The 8,374-nt window shown below is 75.8% G+C and carries 4 protein-coding genes and 1 pseudogene; 4 read left to right on the forward strand and 1 reads right to left on the reverse strand.

Annotated elements, in window-relative coordinates; genetic code table 11:
* A partial coding sequence (locus tag RIF68_RS18255; protein ID WP_309052335.1) for a LuxR C-terminal-related transcriptional regulator occupies positions 1–311 on the forward strand: 311 nt, incomplete at its 5' end.
* A 70-nt stretch (positions 312–381) separates the two neighbouring features.
* Here RIF68_RS18255 and RIF68_RS18260 read toward each other — a convergent pair.
* Positions 382–1,239, reverse strand: coding sequence for a caspase family protein (locus RIF68_RS18260; RefSeq protein ID WP_309052336.1), 858 nt, complete (start codon positions 1,237–1,239; stop codon positions 382–384).
* 104 nt (positions 1,240–1,343) lie between these two features.
* Here RIF68_RS18260 and RIF68_RS18265 point away from each other — a divergent pair, with 104 nt between their 5' ends.
* The 3 genes and pseudogenes from RIF68_RS18265 to RIF68_RS18275 all read left to right on the forward strand — a co-directional run.
* Entirely contained in the window at positions 1,344–2,246 is a 903-nt protein-coding gene (locus RIF68_RS18265) for a DNA/RNA non-specific endonuclease (RefSeq protein ID WP_309052337.1), read from the forward strand.
* A gap of 146 nt (positions 2,247–2,392) precedes the next feature.
* Complete coding sequence (locus tag RIF68_RS18270; RefSeq protein ID WP_309052338.1) at positions 2,393–7,942, forward strand: trypsin-like peptidase domain-containing protein; 5,550 nt, start codon at positions 2,393–2,395, stop codon at positions 7,940–7,942.
* A gap of 33 nt (positions 7,943–7,975) precedes the next feature.
* Positions 7,976–8,374: pseudogene (locus RIF68_RS18275) on the forward strand (serine protease); the annotation flags it as partial.

The following is an 8,374-nucleotide window of genomic DNA, read 5'->3' on the forward strand; positions in this document are numbered from 1 at the left end:
GCGCGCTGCAGGCCGCGGCCACGGTGTTCGAGCGGGCGGGGGCCGTGCCGTGGCTGGCGCTGGTGAGCGAGACGCCGGCGGGCGAGGGCCCCGGCCCGGTCGGCGGGGGCGAGGAGGCGACGCCGGCGCTGTCCGCGCTCACGGAGGCGGAGCTGCGGCTCGCCCGGCTGGTGAGCGCGGGGGCGAGCAACCAGGAGGCCGCGGCCAAGCTGTATCTGAGCGTGAAGACGGTCGAGGCCCGGCTGACGCGGATCTACCAGAAGCTCGACGTCCGCTCGCGCGCGCAGCTGGCGACGGCGCTCCGGCCGTGAGGAGCCGCTCGGGCGCGTGGCCGCCCCCGGCCCTCGGGCCGCACGCCCCGCCCGTGGCCGGCGGCGGTGCTCAGACCGTGAAGGGCCGCTGGTCCAGGAAGGTCTCGGGCGGCGAGCCGGTGAGGTGGAGGTTCGGGACCTGCGTCGGGGGCATGGCGGCGCGGACCGCGCGGTGGAAGGCGCGGTAGCCGCCGTCGAAGGCGCCGTCGTCCCAGACGCGGAGGAGGGCCGCGGTGAAGGCGCCGTTGACGGCGCCGTCGAGCGCGACCTGGTCGTCCTGGCAGGCCGCCAGGAGGAGCGCGCCGGGACCCTCGCCGCCGGTGGGGTCGTCCGGGGCGGGGCGGCGTGCGGCGAGGGCGCGGCGGAGTTCCTGGTAGAAGCCGTGGTCGCGCGCGGCGAGGCGCTGCCGTACGGGTTCGGGGAGGTGTCGGGCGGCCGGCCGCTCCGGGCCTCCGGCGGGGACCTCGATGGCGCTGCCGCTGTGGCAGCAGTCGAAGACGGCGACGATCCGCACGTCGTCGGCGAAGCCGCGGAAGGCCTGCCGGATCTCGTCGTCGAGGAACTGGCGGTCGCGCAGGACGAGGGTCTCGTCGTACGTGTCGGGTTCGATGTCGTCCGTGCCGGCGGCGCCGTTCGTGCCCCACTCGCCGCCGGGGGCGTCGGGGAGCCGGCCGCCGTGGCCCGAGTAGGTGAACAGCAGGATGTCGCCGGGGCCGAGCCGGGCCGCGGCGGTGTCGAGGGCGGCCGTGACGCGGTCGGCGGTGCCGTCCGGGGTGAGCAGGAGGGTGGGTTCGAACCCGCGTGAGCGGGCGAGGGCGGCCATGTCGCGGGCGTCGTTCTCGCAGGCGAGGAGGGTGCCGTCCCACCCGTCGTAGCGGTCGGGGTCGACCTGGTTGAGTCCGATGTGCAGGGAGATTCCGAGGGGCATGGTGGGGCCTCCTGAGGGGGGAGGGGAGGGACACCGGGGCGTCTGATCGAGTGGCCTGCGGTCCGGCGCCGAGCACGCCCCTCTCCATGCGGTACGTACATCGTATGAACCTTTCGGACCCGCCGTCCTCTCCGGGACCGTCCACGCCGCCCCCGGGTGACCCCCGGCGTGCCGCGCTCGCCGACCGCACCGGCTACGACGAGGCCTTCCTCGGCCCCGCCGTCCCGCTCCCCCTCCCGGTGCGCCCGGCCGTGCGGACGGTGATCCTGCCCTACACCCACTTCACCGTGGCCTTCCGCCCCGACCGGCGGCTCGCCGCCGCCACGGCGGTGTGCGTCGAGGGACGGGAGCTGCTGACGAACGTGCCCCGCGACGACGACTGGCGCTACGACCCCCGGCTGCCCGAGGAGCAGCAGGCGGGGGACGACATCTACCGGGACAACAGCCTCGACCGGGGCCACCTCGTCCGCCGGCTCGACCCCGTCTGGGGCGCCGCGGCCGTCGCGCACCGCGCCGACGCCGACACCTTCCACTTCACCAACGCGGCCCCGCAGTCGGACGTCTTCAACCAGGGCAAGCGACTGTGGCAGGGTCTGGAGAACCACCTGCTCGACCACGCGGCCGAGTTCGACCGCAAGCTCGTCGTGCTCACCGGGCCGGTGCTCCAGGACTCCGACCCGCCCTACCGGGGCATCCAGGTGCCGCTGCGCTTCTGGAAGGTGGCCGCCTTCATGCAGGACGGGGCGCTGGCGGCCGCCGCGTACCTCCTGGACCAGAGTCCCGACCTCAGCCGGGACGCGGAGCGGGCCTTCGCCGGTGCGACGCCCGGGGCGCCGCCGCCCCTGGGGCCCTTCCGCACCTACCAGGTGCCGGTCTCGGACGTCGCGGAGATCACCGAGCTGGAGTTCGGCCCGCTGCCGGACGTGGACGTGATGCCGGCCTTCCGCTCCCCGGAGGAGCGCTGGCGGCGCCTGGAGTCGTACGAGGACATGGTGCTGCACCCCTGACCGGCCTCGGCACACGGCCCGGGCCGGCACCGATTGCGGCCGTCCGCCGCCGGTGAAACGATGGAACGCGTCAGCCAGTTCGCCTGGATCCGCGGTCCGGCGCCGGCCCGGCCGGTGCCGCGCGAGGAGCCCCGGGCAGGTGCCGTATGCCGCTCACCGAGACGGAGTGGGGGCTCGTCACCGGCTGGGTGCGGGACCACCTCCTCGACACCCCCGAGCCGCGCGAACGCCTCCTGGACGCGGGGCTGCCCGCCGACTTCGTCGAGGACCTGCCGCTCACGCCGGACGCCGCGCGCAACGCCCTCCTCGTGGTGGAGGCCGCCCGCCGGGACCTCGCCCACCAGCGGCGCCTGCTCGCGGTCCTCACCTCGCTCGACGCGCTCGCCGCCATCGACGACCCGTACGCGCACGCGCCGGGCACGGAGGCGCGGACCCTCCTCACCCGGCTGCGGGACGACGAACGGCTCCTGCGCTCCCCGCGGGACCCGTTCCTCAGCACGCTCCTCAAGCACGGCACCGAGGCCTTCCTGGACCGGGCGGAGCTGCGCGAGAAGCTCCGGTCCTTCACGGCCGACGCCGAGCGGCCGGTCCTGGTGGTCGACGGGCCGCCGGACAGCGGACGCTCGTACACCTACGAGTTCATCCGCCACCTCGGCCAGCACTGCGGGTTCCGGCCGGTCCGGGTGACCCTGTCCCGCACCACCACGGCGAACCGTCTGGTCGAACGGCTCGCCGCCTTCGTCGCCGGACCCGGCCACGACGACATTCCGTTGAACCCCACACGGTTGAACGATCCACTGCCTGCGTACGAGGACGCCGTGCACCGCGTCGTGGCCCGGGCGGCCGCGTCCGGGGAGCGCTTCTGGCTCGTCCTCGACGACTGCGACCGGCTCGACCCGGGCTCCGACACCTGGGACTGCATCGGGATCCTCGCCCGTGCCGTCTACGAGCACGCCCCGGTACGGAGCGGGACCGCGCCCCGGCTCGTACTGCTCGGATACGCCACCGAACGGCGTCAACTCCCGTACGAAGTACGGAAAATCGAGTACCGGGACACGACCCGGCAGCTGGACGAGGGCGATCTCCGCTCCTTCTTCGACGAGTTCTTCGCCGAGGAGTGCGCGCCGGCCGACGGTGACGCCGTGCGGGAACTCACCGACACGGCCGTCAGCGAGGTGCTGCGCGCGGCCGAGGCCCGGGATCCGCAGGACAGCTGGTCGCGCCGGGTCTGCACGGCCGTGGAGGACGTCGTACGGCTCCACCGGGTGTTCCGGGCGGCTCCGCCCGGACCCGGCAGCCCCGGCGACCCCCCGGACGGCGGCGACACCCGGGCCGGGGACGGCCGGCCCGGTACGGGGCTCGCGCCGGCGGCGTCCGGGCAGCCGCTCCGGGACGCCCTGCGCACGGGGCTCGCGGCGCCCGCTCCCCCCGTGTCGGAACCGCGCCGGGCCTACCGCGAGTCGGCCTGTCTGCTCCAGGAGTTCGACCCGGAACTGCTGCGCCGGCCCGGGGAGGAGCGGGCGACCGGGCAGGCCGTCCTGGAACTCGTCGACGACTGCGTCGCCCTGCCCTCCGCCGGGGCCGCCGTGTGGACGCTGAAACCGGACGTCCGGGACGCGGCCCTCGCCGGACTGGCGGGCCCCGAGGCCGCGCTGCGCGCCCTCCTGGCCGGTCTCGGACCCCGTCCGGCCGGCACGGCGCCGGCCCCGGGGACCGACGGATGTCCGGGGCCGCACCCGGGCCCGGAGCGGTTCGCTCTCGCCCTGCTCACCGGTGTCGGGCTGCCCCCGCCGCGCGACGGGGACGGGGAGGACGTGGAGGAGCTGTCCGACGTCCTGCAGGCGGTCCTCTGGCTGCGGCGGATCCCCGGCGTGCCCGGGCTGCCGCCGGTGGACGCGGTCCAGCGACGCCTGGAGCGGGCCCGGCTGTTCCAGCCGCTGCGCCGCCTGGTGCCGGGCTCCTTCCACGGCCGTGCGGCCGAACTCGACGCCCTGCGCGCCTACATCGACCTGCCGGAGGAGCCCGCGGAACCACCGGTCCTCCTCCACGGCGTGGGCGGCGTCGGCAAGAGCACCCTGCTCGCGAAGTTCCTGCTCGACGCCCTGGACGAGGCGGGGGCGGCGTCCTTCCCCTTCGCGTACATCGACTTCGCGCGGCCGACGCTCTCCCTGCACGAGCCGGCCACCCTCCTCGCGGAGACCGCCCGGCAACTCGGCGTCCAGTACCCGGACCACCGCCCCGCCTTCGACGCGCTCGCGGACGCCTGCGAACGCACCGCCGCCTCGCAGCGCGACGAGCGCGAGGAGGCCGACGCGCTCCGCCGGCTCTCCACCACACGGGCGACGTACGGCCGCGACTACTCGGCGGACCTGCACGCCCGTGCCAGCGCCCGCGAGCAGGACCTGGCCCGCAGGCTCGCCACCCTGGTCGGCACCGCCACCGGGTCCGGCACCGCGGCCGGCGGCCCCGGGAGCCCGGCGCGCGACCGGCAGCCGCCGCCGTTCGTGATCGTCGTCGACTCCTTCGAGGAGGCGCAGTACCGGGGCTCCCCCGTCGTGACCCGCATGTGGGCCGTGTGGTCCGCGCTGCGCGCCTCCTACGCCCGGCTGCGGTTCATCGTCTCCGGGCGGGCGCTCATCGACCATCCGGCGCGGATCCTCACCCCCCGCTCCCACGAACTGACGGAGCTGGACCGCGAGTCGGCCGTCGCGCTGCTCGTCTCCTCCGGGGTGCGGGACGAGACGGTCGCCGCCCACCTGGTGGACCGGGTCGGCGGCCATCCGCTGAGCCTGCGCCTCGCCGCCCGTACCGCCGTCGCGCTCGGCGGCGACTCCGGCGCCCTCGGCGAGGTGCTGCGCACCCTGCCCTCGCGGCGCCGCTACTTCGACCGGCAGGTCGACCAGATGCTCATCCAGGGCACCCTCTACGACCGCATCCTCCACCACATCGCGGAGGACGACGTCCGGGCGCTCGTCCAGGCGGGCCTGGCGCTCCGCTCCCTCACCCCCGACCTGATCCGGGAGGTGCTCGCCGAACCGGCGGGCACGCGCGTCGAGTCGGCCGGCGAGGCGCGCCGGCTGTTCGGGCTGCTCACCTCCCGGGTGGACCTCATGGAACCGGCGGGTCCCGGGGCGGTCCGGCACCGGACGGATCTGCGGGCCATCATGCTGCGGCTCTCCGACAGCGCCCGCACCGATCTGATGCGGGCGGTGGACCGGCGGGCCGTGGCGTACTACGCGGCGCGGGAGGGGCCGCGGGCCCGGGCAGAGGAGATCTACCACCGGCTGCGGCTCGGCGAGAACCCCCGTACGGTCGAGGCCCGCTGGGAGCCGGGCGTCGCCGGGTACCTCGGCGGCTCGACCCATACGGAGATGCCGCCCCGGTCGGCCGCCTTCCTGCTCGCGAGGATCGGCGGGCACGTCCCCGACCGCATCATGGCCGAGGCGGCGCAGGAGGACTGGGAGCGGATCGCCGCCCGCGAGGTGGAGGACCTGCTCACGCAGGGGTACGTGGAGGCGGCGGCGGAACGGCTGGCGGAGCGCCGGCCGTGGACACCGTGCAGCAGGCTGCACTCGCTGCTGGCCGAGACCCTCGCCCGCTCCGGGCGGCCGGACCGGGCACGGGAGTCGGCCGAGCGGGCCGTGGACGGGGCGGCGGAGGCCGGCTGCGCGGAGACCCGGCTCGAACTGCTCCAGCTGTCGGCGCGGCTGGCGCAGGACGCCGGCGACCTGGCCGGCGCGGACCGTGCCCTGCGGGAGGCCGAGGAGGTCGCGGACGGCCTCGGGCTGCGCTCCGAGTCGCTGGGCGTCCTCGTCGCCCGGTCGCGGCTGGCCGACCTGGCCGGGACGGGCGCCCCGGCGGCGCGGGAGCAGCTGGCGAGGAGCCTGCGGGCCATGCCGGACGAGGAGCTGGCCCGGCAGCCGTCGCTGGCCCGGACGGCGGCGGCCTCGGCCTGCCCGGCCGACCCCCGGCTCCTCGAACACACCCTGCGGCTCGTGGGACTGCCCGCGGACCAGGACGCGGTGGTGACCGAGCTGGCCCGCTGGATCGACGCCACGATGGACGACGAACCGGCGCTGCGGGCTCCGCTGGCCCGCATCCTCCGGTCCGCGGCGGCCCCGGAGCCGGACGGTCCCGCGCCTCCGGTGTACGGGGGCGGGGAGCCGCCGGCGGCCGGGGAGGAGGTGCCGTACGTCCCCGGGCCGGACACGGGGGACGGGACTCTGGACGGCGTGCCGTACGGGCCGGGTGAAGGCGTGCCGTACGGCGGCGGACCCGGGTCCCGCACGCCGCCGGCGGCCCCCGGGGCGGCCGCGCGGATGGCGGAGGAGGAGATCGGGCGGTGTCTGCGGCAGGCCCGGCACCGGGGCACCCTCGACACGGTGGCGCGCCGGGCGCTGGCGCTGCGCGACGACAGCGGGGACCTGCTGCGCGGGATCGCCGCGGCGATGGCGGCGGGCGCGGGCGGCCGTGCCGGGTCCCCCGGCGCGGGGCGGCGGGCCGGGACCGGCCGGTGGACGCAGCCGCCGCCGCACGCCGCCGAGGCGGCGGTGCGCAGCGAGCCGTACCTGCCGGCCGAGGAGCTCGTCCGCGTCCGCAACGCCGTCATGGAGTCGGGCCTCGCCGGGCACCTGATGCGGGCCGTCCTGCTCAAGGGCATGCCGGTCAGCTTCACGGCCACGCTGGAACCGTTCAGCGACCCCCGGGAGCAGACGGACGCCGACCTCGCCGCGATGAACCGGATCGAGCGGCTGATGACGGGCCTGGTGCCGCTGGAGGTGTGGCTGCACAACGCGAGCGAGAAGGCCCGGGAGCCGGGGCCGCGCGCCGTCCTCGAAGGCGCGCTGGACGCCGTGGCCCGGATGACGGCGGGGGAGGCGGAACTGCCGGCGGAGATGATGCCCGCGGAGATCAAGGAGGAGATCATCTTCCAGGACGACACCGTCCCCTACGCCTTCCTCCAGCACGGCATCCGGGCCGGTGCCTCCGTCGCGCTGCTGAAGATCCCTCCGTACGAAGGGGGCGCCCCGCTGCTGCCGAGCTATCCGCACGGCGGCACGGGGTGGATCGTGGCGCCGGGCCTGCTGATGACCAACCACCACGTGGTGATGGCCCGTTCGTGGGAGTCCGGGGTCCGTCCGCATGTGACCGAGGAGGACCTCAGACTGCAGGCCGTCATGTCCCGCTCCCGCTTCGACTTCGTCGAGAACATGGTGAATCCGCCGGAGGTGACGGCCGGAGAACTCGCCGCCTGGGACGCCGGCCTCGACTACGCCGTCGTTCGCCTCGCGGAGGGACAGCCGGAGCGGCCGATGCTGCGGATCGCCACCCGGCCGCTGCTCGTGCGGCAGCGGCAGCGCGTACCGGTCAACATCATCCAGCACCCGGGCGGGCTGCCGAAGCGGGTGGCGCTGCGCAACAACCTCGTCTACCGGGCGGACGAGCGGGACCTGCTCTACTTCACCGACACGCGCGGCGGGTCCTCCGGTTCTCCGGTCTGTCTCGACGACTGGACGGTGGTGGGGCTGCACCGGGGCACCAAGAAGATCGACGAGGTCGAGTTCCAGGGCGGCCGGACCCGGTTCGTGAACGTCGGCACGCAGATGAGCGCCGTGCTCGACCATCTCCGGGAGCACCGGCCGGGGGTGTACGAGGAGATCATGACCGCCCAGCGGGGGCTGCCGGCCCCCGGCTGAGGCACGCACACGGACCCGAGGTGGGTGAGGACCATGCCGAACGGAGCAGCAGGCGGGTCGCCGGTCGCGACCGAGGCCGAGCGGATCTTCGGTGATCTGCGGGAGGTGGCCGCCCGGGTGCGCGGCGCACTGGAGGCCGAGATCGCCGAGTCCGTTCCGGAACTGCCCGGGGGCGTGGCGCCCGCGGCGGAGATCTCGCGGTTCGCGCGGGAGGAACGGGCCCGGGTCCTGGAGGCCGGGGTGAGCGGCCTGGAGAAGCTGGCCGCGCACCGCGAGGACGAGATCGGCGAGGACGAGTTCTTCGGGGTGGAGGCGATCGTCCTCCTCGAAGGGCGGCCGGCGATCCTCGTACGGGGGCAGGACTTCCCGCCGCAGCACGACGAGTGGGCGGTGCTCGACGCGCACCGGGCCGCGATCCGCGAGTCGCTGGCC

The sequence above is a fragment of the Streptomyces sp. genome, from assembly GCF_031178505.1.
GTDB classification, from domain to species: Bacteria; Actinomycetota; Actinomycetes; order Streptomycetales; family Streptomycetaceae; genus Streptomyces; species Streptomyces gulbargensis.